At 73.7% G+C, this 14,600-nt stretch carries 11 protein-coding genes; 8 read left to right on the top strand and 3 right to left on the bottom strand.

All coding sequences use genetic code 11. The annotated features are described in order from the left end of the window. Positions 1-114 precede the first annotated feature (114 nt). Positions 115-2,013: a helicase HerA-like domain-containing protein gene (locus tag OHL10_RS10120; protein ID WP_265522085.1), complete on the bottom strand. Its 1,899-nt coding sequence runs from the start codon at positions 2,011-2,013 to the stop codon at positions 115-117. An 81-nt stretch (positions 2,014-2,094) separates the two neighbouring features. Between OHL10_RS10120 and OHL10_RS10115 the strand changes: the two genes are divergently transcribed. The 4 genes from OHL10_RS10115 (at position 2,095) to holA (ending at position 7,913) form a co-directional block, all read left to right on the top strand. Continuing rightward, positions 2,095-2,970, top strand: a complete 876-nt coding sequence (locus OHL10_RS10115; protein ID WP_265522084.1) for a DegV family protein — start codon at positions 2,095-2,097, stop codon at positions 2,968-2,970. A gap of 152 nt (positions 2,971-3,122) precedes the next feature. Next, complete coding sequence (locus OHL10_RS10110; RefSeq protein WP_265522083.1) at positions 3,123-4,334, top strand: ComEA family DNA-binding protein; 1,212 nt, start codon at positions 3,123-3,125, stop codon at positions 4,332-4,334. Further along, positions 4,331-6,859 carry a ComEC/Rec2 family competence protein gene (locus OHL10_RS10105; protein WP_265522082.1) on the top strand — a complete coding sequence of 843 codons (2,529 nt, stop codon included), beginning with the start codon at positions 4,331-4,333 and terminating at the stop codon, positions 6,857-6,859. Before OHL10_RS10110 ends, OHL10_RS10105 begins: the two co-directional genes overlap by 4 nt. A 55-nt stretch (positions 6,860-6,914) precedes the next feature. Further along, the gene (gene holA, locus OHL10_RS10100; RefSeq protein ID WP_265522081.1) at positions 6,915-7,913 is read left to right on the top strand and encodes a DNA polymerase III subunit delta; all 999 of its coding nucleotides are present in this window, start codon (positions 6,915-6,917) and stop codon (positions 7,911-7,913) included. Positions 7,914-8,014: 101 nt separating this feature from the next. Here holA and rpsT read toward each other — a convergent pair whose 3' ends face one another. Both rpsT and OHL10_RS10090 read right to left on the bottom strand, forming a co-directional pair. After that, positions 8,015-8,275: a 30S ribosomal protein S20 gene (gene rpsT, locus OHL10_RS10095; RefSeq protein ID WP_265522080.1), complete on the bottom strand. Its 261-nt coding sequence runs from the start codon at positions 8,273-8,275 to the stop codon at positions 8,015-8,017. Between the two features lie 192 nt (positions 8,276-8,467). Then, entirely contained in the window at positions 8,468-9,013 is a 546-nt protein-coding gene (locus OHL10_RS10090; RefSeq protein ID WP_265522079.1) for a type II toxin-antitoxin system PemK/MazF family toxin, read from the bottom strand. A 128-nt stretch (positions 9,014-9,141) separates the two neighbouring features. Here OHL10_RS10090 and OHL10_RS10085 point away from each other — a divergent pair, with 128 nt between their 5' ends. The 4 genes from OHL10_RS10085 (at position 9,142) to lepA (ending at position 14,596) form a co-directional block, all read left to right on the top strand. Next, positions 9,142-10,794, top strand: a complete 1,653-nt coding sequence (locus tag OHL10_RS10085; protein ID WP_265522078.1) for a circularly permuted type 2 ATP-grasp protein — start codon at positions 9,142-9,144, stop codon at positions 10,792-10,794. After that, positions 10,788-11,720, top strand: coding sequence for an alpha-E domain-containing protein (locus OHL10_RS10080; RefSeq protein WP_265522077.1), 933 nt, complete (start codon positions 10,788-10,790; stop codon positions 11,718-11,720). Before OHL10_RS10085 ends, OHL10_RS10080 begins: the two co-directional genes overlap by 7 nt. Continuing rightward, a complete protein-coding gene (locus tag OHL10_RS10075) occupies positions 11,717-12,562 on the top strand; it encodes a transglutaminase family protein (RefSeq protein ID WP_265522076.1) in 846 nt (281 codons plus the stop codon). The genes OHL10_RS10080 and OHL10_RS10075 overlap by 4 nt, the downstream gene beginning before the upstream one ends. Positions 12,563-12,691: 129 nt before the next feature. Further along, positions 12,692-14,596, top strand: a complete 1,905-nt coding sequence (lepA, locus tag OHL10_RS10070; RefSeq protein WP_322645546.1) for a translation elongation factor 4 — start codon at positions 12,692-12,694, stop codon at positions 14,594-14,596. The last annotated feature ends 4 nt before the right edge of the window (positions 14,597-14,600 follow it).

The following is a 14,600-nucleotide window of genomic DNA, read 5'->3' as shown; positions in this document are numbered from 1 at the left end:
GCACCCCGATGGGCGATCCGGCCCGGCCCTGTGGACAACCTCCCGCTGAGTGCGGGGTCGTTGCGCGACTGAACCGATACAGAGTCGCCAGATTCTCGCACTCAGCGAAGGGGCTCAGCGTTTGCGGGTGCCGAAGATCGTCCGGGTGAGCTCGCGGCCGAGGGTGGTGCTCGCCGAACGGAGGAAGTCGTCCAGCGGCGATCGCGCCGTGCCGGACGAGCGGGTCGGCGTCTGCGCCTTCGCGGCGTCCCGTTCGAGCGTCGCCCGCATCTTCTCGAGCTCGGCGGCCTCCTTCTTGGCCTGCTGCTCGGCGGCCTTGGCGGCGGCCTTGGCGGCGGCCTTCGCCGCGGCGTCGTCCGCCTTGGCCTGCTCCGCCGCCGCCGTCGCTGCGGCGGCCTCGGCGGCCTGCTGCTGGACACGGACCTGGAGCAGCTCGTAGGCCGACTCGTTGTCGATCGCCTCGCCGTAGCGGGGGAGCAGGGGAGAGGACGCGACGATCCGGTCGACGACTCCCGGGCCGGCGACCTCCATCGAGGACTGCGGGGCACGCACGCGGGTCCAGGCGACGGGCGTCGGTACTCCCTTCTCGGTGAGGACCGTGACGACGGCCTCGCCGGTGCCGAGGGACTGCAGCAGACGCTCGAGGTCGTACGGCGAGTGCGGGAACGTCCGGACGGCCGCACGCAGGGCGGCGGCGTCGTCCGGCGTGAAGGCGCGCAGCGCGTGCTGGACGCGGTTGCCCAGCTGCGCCAGGACGTCGGCCGGCACGTCCTTGGGGCTCTGCGTCACGAAGAACACCCCGACACCCTTGGAGCGGATCAACCGCACCGTCTGCACGACCTGCTGCAGGAACTCCTTGGACGCGTCGGCGAACAGCAGGTGCGCCTCGTCGAAGAAGAAGACGAGCCGCGGGGCCTCGACGTCCCCGACCTCCGGCAGGTCCTGGTAGAGGTCGGCGAGCAGCCACATGAGGAACGTCGAGAAGAGCGCCGGGCGGTCCTGCACGGCCGGCAGCTCGAGCGCCGAGATCAGCCCCTTGCCGTCCGGTCCCTGCCGCAGCAGGTCGGCCGAGTCGAAGGCGGGCTCACCGAAGAACACGTCCGCGCCCTGCGCCTGGAGTGTGACGATCTCCCGCAGGATCACCCCTGCCGTCGCGGCGGACAGACCGCCGATGCCCTTGAGCTCGGCCTTGCCCTCGTCGGAGGTGAGGTACGCGATGGTCGACTGCAGGTCCTTGAGGTCGAGCAGCGCCAGCCCCTGGGTGTCGGCCCAGTGGAAGATCAGCCCGAGGCTCGACTCCTGCGTCGCGTTGAGGCCGAGGACCTTGGCGAGCAGCAGCGGCCCGAAGTCGGTCACGGTCGTCCGGATCGGCACCCCCGCCCCGAGTCCGCCCAGCGAGTAGAACTCGACGGGGTACGTGGTCGCCGCCCACTCCTGCCCGATGCTGCGCGTGCGCTCGAGGATCTTGTCGTTGGCCTCGCCGGGCACCGCCAGGCCCGTCAGGTCGCCCTTGATGTCCGCGAGGAACACGGGCACACCGGCGTCCGACAGGCCCTCGGCCATGCCCTGCAACGTCTTGGTCTTGCCCGTCCCGGTGGCGCCGGCGACCAGGCCGTGCCGGTTGAGCATGGACAGGGCGAACCCGACCTGGACGTCGGCCCGCGGCACGGGCTCGTCGCCGACCTCACCCTCGAGCAGCGCCCCGAGGGCGAGCACACCGCCCTTCGTGGTGTACCCCGCCGCGACCTGCGCCGCGTAGCCTTCCAGATCGGTCGTGCCCGACGGCGGTGCGTCCGTGGGTGGCGCGGCGACCGGCGCGGACGTGGTCGTCCGCGCCGCGGTGGCCTCCGCGGCCTCGAGCGCGGCCTGCGCCGCGGCGGCTCTCGCCTCGGCGGCCTCGGCGGCGGCCTGCGCCGCCTCGGCGCGCAGTGCCGCGAGATCGGGTGCGGACGCGGATGGCCCGGACGGTGATCCAGGAGGTGCCCCGGGAGGTGACGCGGCGTCGTCGGACATCTTCGGATCGTAGGTGCCCGCGCGGTCGAGCGCACCGGGGAGATGCGCGCGGTGCGCGGTGCGCCGTATGGTGGCGCGGCCATGACAACCACAGACCCGCGGGTCGTCCACGTCGTCACCGACTCGACCGCGTCCTTGCCCACCGACCTGCCCGCGCACGTCCTCGGTGGCGTCACGGTGGTGCCGCTGCACGTGCTGGCCGGCGACGAGGCGTTCCTCGAAGGGGTCGACCTCACGGCGGACGACGTGGCCGAGCGCCTCGAGCGCGGTCAGCACCTGTCGACGTCGCAGCCCGCGCCCGCCGCGTTCGAGCGCGCCTACGCCGAGGCCGCGGCGGCGGGCGCCCGAGCCGTCGTCTCGATCCACCTGTCCGGGGAGCTCTCGGGCACCGTGCACGCGGCCGCGCTCGCCGCGAGCGGTGCGCCCGTGCCCGTGCGGGTGATCGACTCCCGCACGGTCGGGATGGGTCTCGGCATGGCGGTGCTCGCGGCCCGCGAGCTCGCCGCGCAGGGGCACGGGCTGGACGCCGTCGCGCGTCGGGCGCTCGAGGTGTCCGACTCCAGCCGGGCGATCTTCATGGTGGACTCCCTCGACCACCTGCGTCGCGGTGGGCGCCTGAGCGCGGCAGCCGCCGCGCTCGGCACCGTCCTCGGGGTCCGACCGCTGCTCGCCGTGCGCGACGGCAAGATCGAGGTGGTCCAGAAGGTCCGCACGCGGGCCGCGGCGGTCGATCGGCTCGTCCAGGTCGCGGTCGCCTCCGCGGACCGGCGCACCGAGCCGCGGCTGGCCGTGCACTTCCTCGGGGACGACACCCTCGCCCGTGACGTGGCCGACCGGCTCGTCGAACGGACCGGTGCCCACGTCGACGTCACACCCGTGAGCGCCGTCCTGGGCGCTCACGTGGGTCCGGGTGTGCTCGCGGTCGTCGTGGCGGGAGCGCGCGCGGCCGCCGCCTGACAGGTCCGCTGCTCGGCCCCCGCCCCTGCCCGTGGGCCCGCACCGGCGGTCGGCCCGGCCTGGCCGTGCACAGCCGCTCGTGGCCGCCCGGCCGTCCACAGCGCGGTGCGGCTCCGCGCGGGGCGGGACCGTCGCCACCCTACGGTGCCGACGTGAGCCCGACACCCGATCCTCGACGCGACGCCGTCCGCCGGCTGCGGACGCTCAGCGCCCGGCACCTCGATCCCGTGAGCGGCCCGACGTCCGCGACCGAGCCGCACGACCCGCACGAGCAGCGCGAGACGCACGGGCAGTCCGGCCGACCGGTTCTCGCCGTCCCACCCGGCGCGCCTCCCCGGTGGGTGCCGCGGGACCCGTCGTCCTTCGCCGAGACGGGACGCACCGACCCGCTCGGCGGGGGACTGACCGTCGCGGGCGGCCGTCGTGCCGCAGCGGTCCCGGCCACGTCAGCGGCGGAGAGCGAGACGGAGCACGAGGCCGCCGAGCTGGCCGACGTCGCCCGGGAACGCTCCGGTGCGGCGGCCGCGGCCTACACCGCGGCGAACGGGCACGCGTCGCGTCACTCCGGTGCCGAGGAGCTCGGCGAGCACGGAGCGCGACGCTGGGCACCGAGCCTGCGGGGTGCGTTGGTGGCGGGGCTCGTGGTGCTCGTCCTCGCGGTCGCGACCGGGGCCGTCGCCCTGCTCCGGTCCTCCGGTGACGGGCAGGTCGAGACGCTCGCCGACCTCTCGGCCGCGAGCGCCGTCGGGGCGTCGTCCGGCACCGCGGACAGCGAGGAGGAGCCGGCCACCGGCGACCGGACCGGCGACGAGCAGCTCGACCCGCCGGTCGTGACGGGCGATGCGCCGGACGTCTCGGCTGCCGGGAGCCCGACGGGTGGCCCCTCGGCCCAGGGCTCGCCCGGTGCGGTCGTCGTCGTGCACGTCGTCGGGGAGGTCGAGTCCGCGGGGGTGGTCGTGCTGGCCGAGGGGTCCCGCGTCGCCGATGCGCTCGCGGAGGCGGGCGGTGCGACGTCGCATGCAGACCTCTCGGCGGTGAACCTCGCGCGCGTGGTGACGGACGGTGAGCAGGTCTACGTCCCGCGACCCGGCGAGGAGCCACCCGTGCCCGTGGCGCAGGGCGCGGCGCCCGCCGCCGGCCCGACCGGTGGTGCGGGGACGGGAACCGCGGGCGGGTCGGTCGACCTCAACACCGCGGACGCCACGGCGCTGCAGGCGCTCCCCGGGGTCGGACCGGTGCTGTCCGAGCGGATCGTGCAGTGGCGGACCGACAACGGTCCGTTCACGTCCGTCGAGGAGCTCGGAGAGGTCAGCGGCATCGGCCCGGCGATCCTCGATCGGCTCCGCGACCTCGCGCGCGTGTGAGGCCGCCGACCGACCTGCGGCTCGTGCCCGCCGCCGTCGGGACCTGGGTGTGCGCGTGGCTGCTCGTCGCACGCCCGGCCGCGGAGGTCGTGCTGGCGGCCGCCGTGGCCGCCGTCTGCTGGGCGACGATCGCGGCCCTCGTCCTGGTCCGGTACCACCGCTCATCCGCCGCTGAACGGGCCCGCGCACGCACCTCCGCACGGACTCGTCCTCGTCGGCCGCGCGGAGGTCCCCGCCCGGCGCTCGCGGGCCAGGGCGTCGCCCAGCTCGCCCTCGTCGTGTCATGCGTGCTCGCGATCCTGCTGAGCGGCGCCGTCCAGCTGCAGACGCGCACGAGCGGAGGACTCGTCGAGCACGCCGCCGCCGGGGCGAGTGCCGAGGTCACCGGCGTGGTGCGCTCGAGCGTCGTCCCGCTGCGCAACCCGTGGTCGGGCGAGGTCGACCGCTACCGGGTGACCCTCGCGGCGACGAGCGTGACGGCGCGCGGGGCGACGTCGGGCGCGGGAGCGGGGATCACCGTGGTCGGTGACGCCTCCTGGGCGCACGTCGCCTACGGCTCGACGGTCCGCGCGAGCGGTCGTCTGGAACCCGGCGAGGCGGGCCGCGAGGCGGTCGCACTCCTACGGACGACCGGCGCGCCCGTCCTCGTCGCGGAGCCCGGGCCGGGCACCCGGGTGATCAACACGATCCGCGCCGGTCTGCTGGATGCCACCGACGGGCTCTCGCCCCAGGGCCGCGGCCTCGTGCCGGGCGTCGCGGTCGGCGACACGTCCCGGCTCCCGGAGGATCTGGACGACGCCATGATCGTCACCTCGCTGACCCACGTCACCGCGGTGTCCGGGAGCCATCTCGCGATCGTGGTCGCCACTGTCGCCGGGCTGTGCGTGCTGCTGCGGTTCCCCCGCCCGCTGCGCGTGGCGGCCACAGGGCTGGCGATGATCGGTTTCGTCGCGCTGGTGCACCCGCAGCCGAGCGTCCTGCGGGCGGCGTGCATGGGCGCCGTCGCGCTGGTCGCGGTCCTCGCGCGGCGCCCGTCGCGGTCGTTGCCCGCGCTCGCGGCGTCGGTGATCGCGCTCCTCGTGGTCGACCCGTGGCTGGCGCGGTCGTTCGGGTTCGCGCTGTCGGCCGCGGCGACGGCCGGCCTGGTGCTCGGGACCGGCCCGATCACCCGGCGCCTGGAGCCGTGGTGCGGGCGTGCGCCGGCCTACGCCCTCGCGGTCCCGGTGGCGGCACAACTCGCGTGCGCGCCGATCGTCGTCCTGCTCGACCCGGCGGTGTCGCTCTACGCCGTCCCGGCCAACCTCGTCGCGGCGCCCGCGCTCGGCCCGGCGACCGTGCTGGGTGTGCTCGCGGCGCTCGTGGCACCCGTCTGGCCGGCGGGTGCGGGCGCGCTCGGGTGGGTGGCCAGCGTCTTCACGTGGTGGATCGCAGCGGTCGCCGAGCTCTTCGCGGGCCTCCCGGGCGCGAAGGTCCCGTGGCCGGGTGGGACCGGCGGGGCGGTACTGCTCGCCGCGCTCACCGTGGTGGGTGTCGTCGTCGCGGCGCGGTGGCGGTGGCTGTTGCGACGGGTCGGGCTGCGCGCCCCGCAGCCTCCCGCCGTCCGGCCCGACGTCGGTACCTGGCTCCGGCGACGCCGTCGCCCGGGCGCGCCCGCGGTCCGCAGCCTCGTTCTCGGAGCCGTCGGGGCGGGTGTGGTGCTGCTGCTCGTCGTCGTGGTGAGCCCGCAGTGGACTCGCGGCGCGGCGCCGGGCGGGGTGCCGACCGACTGGACGGTGGTGGCGTGCGACGTCGGGCAGGGCGACGCCCTCGTGGTGCGCACCGGGGCGGCCGCCGCCCTGATGGTCGACGTCGGCCCGCCCACCACGGACGCCGGTGAGTGCCTCGACCGGCTGGGCGTGCGGCACCTCGACCTGCTGGTGCTCACGCACTTCCACGCCGACCACGTCGGCGGCCTGGACGCGGTGCTCGACGGCAGGACCGTCGACCTCGCCCTCGTGACCGAGCTCGAGGAGCCGGAGAGCGGTGCGAGCCGCACCCTGCGGATCCTCGAGGACGCGAACGTCCGCGTGGAGGCCGCCGTGCCCGGGCGTCGGGACGCCGTCGGGCAGGTGACGTGGGACGTGCTGTGGGCGGGACCGGAGCACGCCCCCGGTGCCTGGGGTCCGAACGAGGCGAGCGTCGTCGTGCACGTGGACACCGGGGAGCTGACCGTCGTGGCCCTCGGGGACCTCGAGGACGCCGGTCAGGACGCTCTCGTGGGGGTGCTCGAGGACCGCGGCATCGCCGGCGTCGACGTCGTGAAGGTCGCCCACCACGGGTCGCGGGTGCAGTCGCCGACCCTCGCGCGACGCCTCGCACCCGCGGTCGCGGTCGTCAGCTCGGGCGAGAACACCTACGGTCACCCCGCGGACGACACCCTCGCGCTGTACGAGGAGGTCGGTGCCGCGGTGCTGCGCACGGACCGGTGCGGCACGTTCGCGCTCGTCGCGCGCGACGCTCGCCTCGGCGTCGCGGGGTGCGGCTGAGGTGGCGGCCGCCGCGGGTGCGGGGGAGTCGGTGGGACGTGGCAGGCTTGGCGCCATGGCACCGGCTCCCTCGCGCTCGCAGCACACCCTCACCTGGAGCACCGTGGAGCTCGCACCGGTCGTGCTCGTCCAGGGTCCCGAGCCGTTGCTCGCCGAGCGAGCCGTGGACAACCTGCTCGCCCTGGCCCGCGAACGTGACCCCGAGGTCGAGAAGTCGGAGATCGACGCGGCCGTCTACCAGCCCGGCATGCTCACGGTCGCGGCGAGCCCGTCGCTGTTCGGCGAACCGAAGCTCGTCGTGGTGCGCGGGGCGGAGGCCGCGACGGAGGCCCTCGTCCTCGACGTGCTCGACTACCTGCCGGTGGCCGACCCGGAGACGGTGCTCGTCGTCGTGCACGGCGGTGGCGTCCGCGGCAAGAAGATGCTCGACGCCATCAAGGCCGGGGGTGCGCCCGTCGTGGCGTGCGACGCGATCAAGAAGGACGCCGACAAGGCGGCGTTCGTCTCCGCCGAGTTCGCCCGGTACCGGCGTCGCATCGACCAGGGAGCCGTGCGCGCCCTGGTCGAGGCGCTCGGCAACGACCTCAGGGAGCTGGCGTCGGCCTGCTCGCAGCTCGCGACCGACACCACGGGCACCGTCAACGAGCAGGTCGTCGACCGCTACTACGGCGGACGGGTCGAGGCGACCGGGTTCCGGGCCGCCGACGCCGCGCTGTCCGGACGCTCCGGGGAGGCGGTCGCGCTGCTGCGGCACGCCCTGGCCACGGGCGCCGACCCCGTTCCCGTCGTCGCGGCGCTCGCCGTGAAGCTGCGCACCCTCGCGAAGGTCGCCGCCATGCGGGGACGTGGTGGCGCGACGGCCAAGGACCTCGGGCTCGCGCCCTGGCAGATCGACCGGGCTCGTCGCGAGCTGTCGGGGTGGACGCCGGAAGGCCTCGCGACGGCGATCACGGCGGTCGCGCAGGCGGACGCCGAGGTCAAGGGTGCGGGTCGGGACCCGGTCTTCGCGGTCGAGCGCGCGGTCCTGACGATCGCGGCGTCCCAGGGGCGCTGAGTCCGGACAGACGCCGAGCCCGGACAGACGACGAGGCGCCATCCCGGAGGGGACGGCGCCTCGTGCGTGAGACCACGCGGCCGGAGCCGCGCGCATCATGCTCAGAGAGCGTTGACGGCCTTCGCGAGAGCCGACTTGCGGTTCGCGGCCTGGTTGGCGTGGATGACGCCCTTCGAGACGGCCTTGTCGAGCTTGCGCCCGGCGACCACGAGCGCGCTGCTCGCAGCCTCCTTGTCGCCTGCGGAGACGGCCTCGCGCACGCGGCGGACGTGCGTCTTGAGCTCCGACTTCACCGACTTGTTGCGCAGGCGCGCCTTCTCGTTCGTCTTGATGCGCTTGATCTGGGACTTGATGTTTGCCACGTGTGGGACTCTCTGGTGTGTTCGCCGAAGCGATCGAATAGGTCGTAGAGGGCGATTCCAGCTCCGGGACTGTGAGGTGGGGAACCCGTTGGAGAGGAGCTGGAACTGTGCCCGCCGACCTGGGCGGACACGCGACCAACAAGACTACCAGGTGTCGCTGCCAGGCGTTGTCTCCCGGCGTCGCGGTGGTCGTCAGCGCCCGGAGGGCGACCGGATACCGCGGGCCACCTCGTCGAAGAGTGCTCGCGGCAGCACGGCGCCCTCTCGGCGGACGGCCTGCGGCTCGACCCGCACCACGCGGTCGAGCCGGACCTCCGACTCACGGCCCTGACCGTCCCAGGGTCCGGTACCGATGTCGAGCCAGCGGCGGCCCCACCGGGCCTCGTCGGCGGCGTCGCGCGTGTGATCCTTGCTGGAGAGCATCAGAGCCAGCAGCCAGCGGCCGTCCCGGCCGACCAGCAGGACCGGTCGGTCCTTGCCCCGGCTGTGGTCCTCCTCGAACGGCACCCAGGTCCACACGATCTCGCCCGGGTCGGGTGCGCCGTCGGGGTGCGGCGCGTACTCGGCCGCCACGGTGCCGGTGAAGTCCCCGGGGTAGGCCGAGACGGTGCCGGACCCGGCACGCGGCGCGGACCGCGGGGGAGCGGCGGTGCGGCCACCGCGCGGGGCGCGGGTGAGCTCACGCGAGATCGCGCGCACCGCGTCGGTGAGGAAGGAGAGCCATCGGTTCGTCGCCACGAGGCGTCAATCTACCGCCCGGGCCCGTTCCGGGCGCCGCCGAGGAGGAGTTCGGAACGGCGCCGTCGGCGGGCCTGCGTAACCGCCTCGACACGCGCCGGTGACATCCCCAGGGTACGGTCCGCGACATGGCCGACCTCTTCGACGACTATCCCCAGTCCCGGGCGTTCGACGAGATGCTCGATGCCGGCGGACAGCTGAGGCCCCCGTACGAACGGGTGCACGCGACGATGACGAGCCTCACGTCGGCGGAGGTCTCGTCCCGCGCCGAGGCCCTCGCGCGCTCGTACCTCGCGCAGGGGGTGACGTTCGACTTCGCGGGCGAGGAGCGTCCGTTCCCGCTCGACGTCGTCCCCCGCGTCCTCGAGACGGACGAGTGGGCGACGATCTCCGCCGGCGTGGCGCAGCGCGTGCGGGCGCTCGAGGCGTTCCTCGCGGACGTCTACGGGCGCCAGCAGGTCGTGGCCGACGGCGTCGTACCCCAGCGGCTCGTCCTGTCCTCTCCGGACTACCACCGCGAGGCGCACGGCATCGAGCCGGTGAACGGCGTGCGGGCCCATGTCTCGGGCATCGACCTGGTCCGTGACGAGGACGGGCGCTTCCGTGTCCTCGAGGACAACGTGCGCGTCCCGAGCGGGGTGAGCTACGTCATCTCGAACCGGCGGGCCATGGTCCAGACCTTCCCCGAGCTGTTCTCGAGCCTGCGGGTCCAGCCGGTGATCGACTACCCGCGTCGCCTGCTCGCCGCGCTGCTCGCCGCCGGACCCGAGGGCGTCCCGGACCCGACCGTCGTCGTGCTGACCCCCGGGGTCTACAACTCGGCGTACTACGAGCACTCGCTGCTCGCGCGCCTCATGGGCGTCGAGCTGGTGGAGGGGCGCGACCTGTTCTGCGCCGGCGGGCGGGTGTACATGCGCACGACGCAGGGGCGGCGCCGGGTCGACGTCATCTACCGCCGGGTCGACGACGAGTTCCTCGACCCGGTGCAGTTCCGGGCGGACTCGATCCTCGGGGTGCCCGGCCTCATGACGTGCGCGCGCCTTGGTCACGTGACGCTCGCGAACGCCGTCGGCAACGGGGTCGCCGACGACAAGCTCGTCTACACCTACGTGCCCGACCTCATCCGGTACTACCTCTCCGAGGAGCCGCTCATCGAGAACGTCGACACCTGGCGCCTGCAGGAGCCCGACGCGCTCGCGGAGGTGCTCGACCGGCTGGACGAGCTGGTCGTCAAGCCGGTCGACGGCTCGGGTGGCAAGGGGATCCTCGTCGGGCCGGCGGCGTCCCGCGACGAGCTCACGGCGATGCGGGCGCGCCTGCAGGCCGACCCGCGCGGGTGGATCGCCCAGCCCGTCGTGCAGCTGTCCACCACCCCGACGTTCGTCGACGGCGCGTTCCGCCCGCGGCACGTCGACCTGCGGCCGTTCGCGGTGAACGACGGCGAGGACGTGTGGGTGCTCCCGGGCGGCCTGACGCGGGTCGCGCTGCCCGAGGGGCAGCTCGTCGTGAACAGCTCGCAGGGCGGCGGGTCCAAGGACACGTGGGTCCTGGGCGGGCGCGTCCGCCCCTCGGGCGACGCGCTGGGCCGCGCGAGCGACGGCACGTGGTCGGCCGACGGCGTCGACCGCAGCCGGGACGCACCGGGCGTGCCGATCGCCACCAACCCGGCCGACCACGACCGGGCCTCGCACCAGCAGCAGCAACAGCAGCAACAGCAGCAGGAACACCACGACGCGACGGGCGTCGCCGCCGCGATGCCGACGGAGGTGGACCCGTGCTGAGCCGCATCGCCGAGTCGTTGTTCTGGATCGGGCGCTACGTCGAGCGGGCCGACGACACCGCACGCATCCTCGACACCCACGTGCAGATGCTCTCGGAGGACCCCTGGGCCGAGGAGGACCTCGCCTGCCGGTCGCTCCTGACGGTCATGGACCACCCCGTGGCCGACGACGGCAGCCTCGTGGACCGCGGCATGGTCCTGCGCCTCCTCGCGCACGACCAGGTCAACCCGTCCTCGATCGCGGGCTCCCTCGTCGCGGCGCGGGAGAACGCGCGCCGGGCGCGCGAGATCGTCTCGACCGAGCTGTGGGAGTGCCTCAACACGACGCGCAACCAGGTCTCGGGCACGATCCGCCTGGCCCGGCCGCACGAGTACTTCTCCTGGGTGCGTGAGCGCGCCGCGATCGTCGCCGGGCTCATGGACTCGGCGACGAGCCGCGACGCCACCTGGCACTTCATGATGCTCGGGCGCTCGATCGAGCGCGCCGACATGACGGCCCGGCTCATCACGACCCAGACCCGCCTCGGGCACGCCGGCCCCGGCTGGACCACGCTGCTGCGCTCGTGCGGGGCGTACGAGTCGTTCCTGCGCGCGCACAGCGGGCTGGCGTCCGACGAGCGGGCGGCGGGCTTCCTCCTGCTCGACCGGCTCTTCCCCCGCTCGGTCGTCTACGCGCTGGAGAACGCGGAGCAGTGCCTGCGCGAGCTCGAGCCCGTCGAGGGTCGCCACGGCGTCGCGGACGAGGCACGCCGCGAGCTGGGCATGGTCCGCACGTCGCTCGAGTACGCGACGCTGCGCGACGTGCTGAGCGACCTGCCCGACGCGATGGAGCGCGTGCAGCTCGCCTGCTCGCGCGCCAGCGACGCCATCAAGGCCCGGTACTTCCCCTCGGGCGCCGTCACGACCTGGGTGGGTGAGGCGTTGTGAGCGTCCTGCGTGTGGTCCACACGACCACGTTCGACTACGCGGGGCCGGTCACGGCGTCGTACAACGAGGCACGGATGACGCCGCTCAGCGGCCAGGCGCAGCGGGTGCGAGCGTCGTCGGTGCAGGTGCACCCGACGACGTGGACGCACGGGTACGTCGACTACTGGGGGACGGAGGTGACGGCCTTCGAGGTGCTCGAGCCGCACACCCGCCTGCGCATCGTGGCGGACGCCACGGTCGAGGTCGCCGAGCCGCGGCCCCCGGTGCCCGACGGCTCGACGTCCTGGTCGCACCTGGGCGGCGAGACGGCGCTCGACGCGTTCGCGGCGTTCCTCACCGACACACCGACCACCTCGGTGCCCGACGACGTCGCGGCGCTCGCGCTCGACGCCGCGGCCGGGCTCGAGCCGCACCCGGCGGCCGAGGCGATCTGCCGCGAGGTCCGCGACCGGCTCGACTACGTGCCGGGCGTCACGACGGCGCACACCCCGGCCCGGGAGGCGTGGGCGTCGCGCAAGGGCGTGTGCCAGGACATGGCGCACCTCGCGATCGGCGCGCTGCGCAGCGTGGGCATCCCGACGCGGTACGTGTCCGGCTACCTGCACCCGCGCTCCGACGCGGCGACCGGCGAGACCGTCGAGGGGGAGTCGCACGCCTGGATCGAGTGGTGGGTCGGGCGCTGGTACGGGTTCGACCCGACCAACCGGCGCGCCGCCGGCAGCGACCACGTCGTGCTCGGCCGGGGCCGGGAGTACCGGGACGTCGCGCCGCTCAAGGGCGTCTACGCCGGTGCGGGGGGCAGCACGCTGGACGTCGCGGTGGAGATCACCCGGATCGCCTGAGCGGGCGCGGCCGGACGCGGTGAGGCACCCGAGCGCCGTCGTGGGAGAATGAACCCTCGTGTCCGGGTGCCGTCAGGTGGCGCGGGCTGCGACCGTCCGTGACTGACCTCGACCCAGGAGCGCACCCGCTTGTCCCCGATCCCCACCGCCCCGCTGAGTGCCCGCATCCAGCCGGCGGCCACCCCGCCCGAGCTGCTGCGCAACTTCTGCATCATCGCGCACATCGACCACGGCAAGTCGACGCTCGCCGACCGCATGCTGCAGCTCACCGGTGTCGTCGACGAGCGGGCCGCACGGGCCCAGTACCTCGACCGCATGGACATCGAGCGCGAGCGCGGCATCACGATCAAGTCGCAGGCCGTGCGCATGCCGTGGGCCGTCGCCGACCCGGACGGCGTCGACGTCCCGTACGCGCTGAACATGATCGACACCCCGGGCCACGTCGACTTCACCTACGAGGTCTCGCGCTCGCTCGCCGCGTGCGAGGGCGCGGTGCTGCTCGTCGACGCCGCGCAGGGGATCGAGGCGCAGACGCTCGCGAACCTGTACCTCGCGATGGAGAACGAGCTCGCGATCATCCCGGTGCTCAACAAGATCGACCTGCCGGCGGCGCAGCCCGAGAAGTACGCCGAGGAGATCGCGGGGCTGGTGGGTGGCGACCCGGCGGACGTCCTGAAGGTCTCGGGCAAGACGGGTGCCGGCGTGACCGAGCTCCTCGACCGGATCGTCGACGTCGTCCCCGCTCCCGTCGGCGACGCGGACGCGCCGGCCCGCGCGATGATCTTCGACTCGGTCTACGACACCTACCGCGGCGTCGTGACGTACGTCCGCGTCGTCGACGGCAACCTCAACCCGCGCGAGAAGATCGTCATGATGTCGACGCGCGCGACGCACGAGCTGCTCGAGATCGGCGTCACGTCCCCGGAACCGATCCGCACCAAGGGCCTGGGCGTCGGCGAGGTCGGGTACCTCATCACGGGCGTCAAGGACGTGCGTCAGTCCAAGGTCGGTGACACGGTCACGAACGCGGCCAAGCCGGCGGAGATCGCCCTCGGCGGGTACAGCGACCCCAAGCCCATGGTCTTCTCGGGCCTGTACCCGATCGACGGCTCGGACTACCCGGTGCTGCGCGACGCCCTCGACAAGCTGAAGCTCAACGACGCCGCGCTCAACTACGAGCCGGAGACGTCCGTCGCGCTCGGCTTCGGCTTCCGCGTGGGCTTCCTCGGGCTGCTGCACCTGGAGATCGTGCGCGAGCGGCTCGAGCGCGAGTTCGACCTGGCGCTCATCTCCACGGCGCCCAACGTCGTCTACGACGTGACGCTCGAGGACGGCACGATCGTCACGGTGACGAACCCGAGCGAGTTCCCGGGCGGCAAGATCAAGGAGGTCCGTGAGCCGATGGTCAAGGCCACGGTCCTCGCACCGAGCGAGTTCATCGGCGCGATCATGGAGCTGTGCCAGACGAAGCGCGGCACGCTCGGCGGCATGGACTACCTGTCCGAGGAGCGTGTCGAGATGCGCTACACGCTGCCGCTCGCGGAGATCGTCTTCGACTTCTTCGACCAGCTCAAGTCCCGTACGCGGGGCTACGCCTCGCTCGACTACGAGACCTCGGGCGACCAGGTCGCCGACCTCGTGAAGGTCGACATCCTGCTCCAGGGCGAGCAGGTCGACGCGTTCAGCGCGATCGTGCACAAGGACAAGGCGTACTCCTACGGCGTGATGATGACGGGCAAGCTCAAGGAGCTCATCCCGCGCCAGCAGTTCGAGGTGCCCATCCAGGCGGCCGTCGGTGCCCGGGTGATCGCTCGCGAGACCATCCGCGCGATCCGTAAGGACGTCCTCGCGAAGTGCTACGGCGGCGACATCAGCCGTAAGCGCAAGCTGCTGGAGAAGCAGAAGGAGGGCAAGAAGCGCATGAAGACGATCGGTCGCGTGGACGTGCCCCAGGAGGCGTTCATCGCCGCGCTGACGTCCGAGGCCGCGGGGTCGTCGGGCGGCAAGGACGCCAAGGATGCCAAGAAGCGCTGAGTGC

Origin of the sequence: Oerskovia flava, assembly GCF_026163685.1 — a bacterium.
Classification (GTDB): Bacteria; Actinomycetota; Actinomycetes; order Actinomycetales; family Cellulomonadaceae; genus Oerskovia_A; species Oerskovia_A flava.
Note: the sequence above shows the minus strand (reverse complement) of the source record. Positions and strands in the feature narration are given on the sequence as shown.